We start from the raw sequence: 1,034 nt of genomic DNA, 5'->3' as shown, positions 1-1,034 counted from the left end.
GTCACAGTAGGTATTCCTAGTAATCTTACTCCACCGTTCGGTTTCGGGATTTCGATTCGACGTACTGGGTTCGGTTCATAGGTACCAGTTCTCAAAGAGTGACAAAGGGAATCCCAGTTTTCATAGAGGTGTCTTCGTAGGGATTTTACGGACATTCCATCTATGCCATGACTTCCTTTGTTCCTTTCCACACGCTTAAGTGCTTCAATTAAGTTTTCCCGTGACAAAATCATATCTATCAACATTTGATATTTCCTTTCGACGTGAACGTAGAAATCTAATTGTGTTATTCTTACTCCACACCCCCAAAGTCCCCCATGGAATTCACCATATCCTCCTTTAGGTAGCTCTTTTCAGATTATCTGTTTCAACATAAGAAGTTTACGCCTAGTTCTTAGTTCTTCCTAATTGTTCAGCCCTTCCCCTAATTCTCGAGAAAATAGGGTACTATGACTTCTGCTGACTTCTGATTGTTCAGCTATCTATCGCTAGATAGGTTACCAAATGTACTTGGCGTTCCAATCAGACCTCCCCAGGTAAGAGTGCAATCTTTCCCTCCACCTATCTGCTTTCATTTACTCTGTATCACCTTCGACAGAAAGGACTTTGTTTTGTTAAGCAAACTCATCCAATGATACCTAGCCTTATATGAAGTTCGTGTTCCTCAGACTACAAATGCTAATTTAAATATGTAAAAATTTGATTAATTAAAGATGTACAGTTTCGACTCATTTCTACATACTAATCTTGGGGTGATTAGTATGTACATAGCGTTAGATATCCAAACAGATTTTAAGATTAATAGTCTTACAGACTTACCAAAATTAAAAATACTGATGGAGAATTTAAAAATGCGAATTAACAAGAGTCAAAAATGACAATAGCACACTTTGTGACTTTGATATGGTTGACTGACAATATGAAAACGGTAATGGATGAAGCAAGAACAAATTATACCAAAGGAATAGTCAATAAACGTTTCGCTCAATTTGCGGATGATTTTGGATTTAAAGTGCAGCCTTGTATTGCAGGAA

Annotated in this window: 2 pseudogenes; one reads left to right on the top strand and one right to left on the bottom strand. The window is 37.4% G+C overall.

Annotated features, from left to right (window positions below):
• Positions 1-245: pseudogene (locus tag WQ54_RS35170) on the bottom strand (group II intron reverse transcriptase/maturase); the annotation flags it as partial.
• Positions 246-907: 662 nt separating this feature from the next.
• Between WQ54_RS35170 and WQ54_RS34150 the strand changes: the two are divergent.
• Positions 908-1,034 (top strand): annotated as a pseudogene (locus tag WQ54_RS34150) (IS21 family transposase); the annotation flags it as partial.

This window comes from Bacillus sp. SA1-12 (genome assembly GCF_000981385.1).
Classification (GTDB): domain Bacteria; phylum Bacillota; class Bacilli; order Bacillales; family Bacillaceae; genus Metabacillus.
The sequence above is the reverse complement of the archived record's forward strand: the minus strand, read 5'-3'. Positions and strand labels throughout refer to the sequence as shown.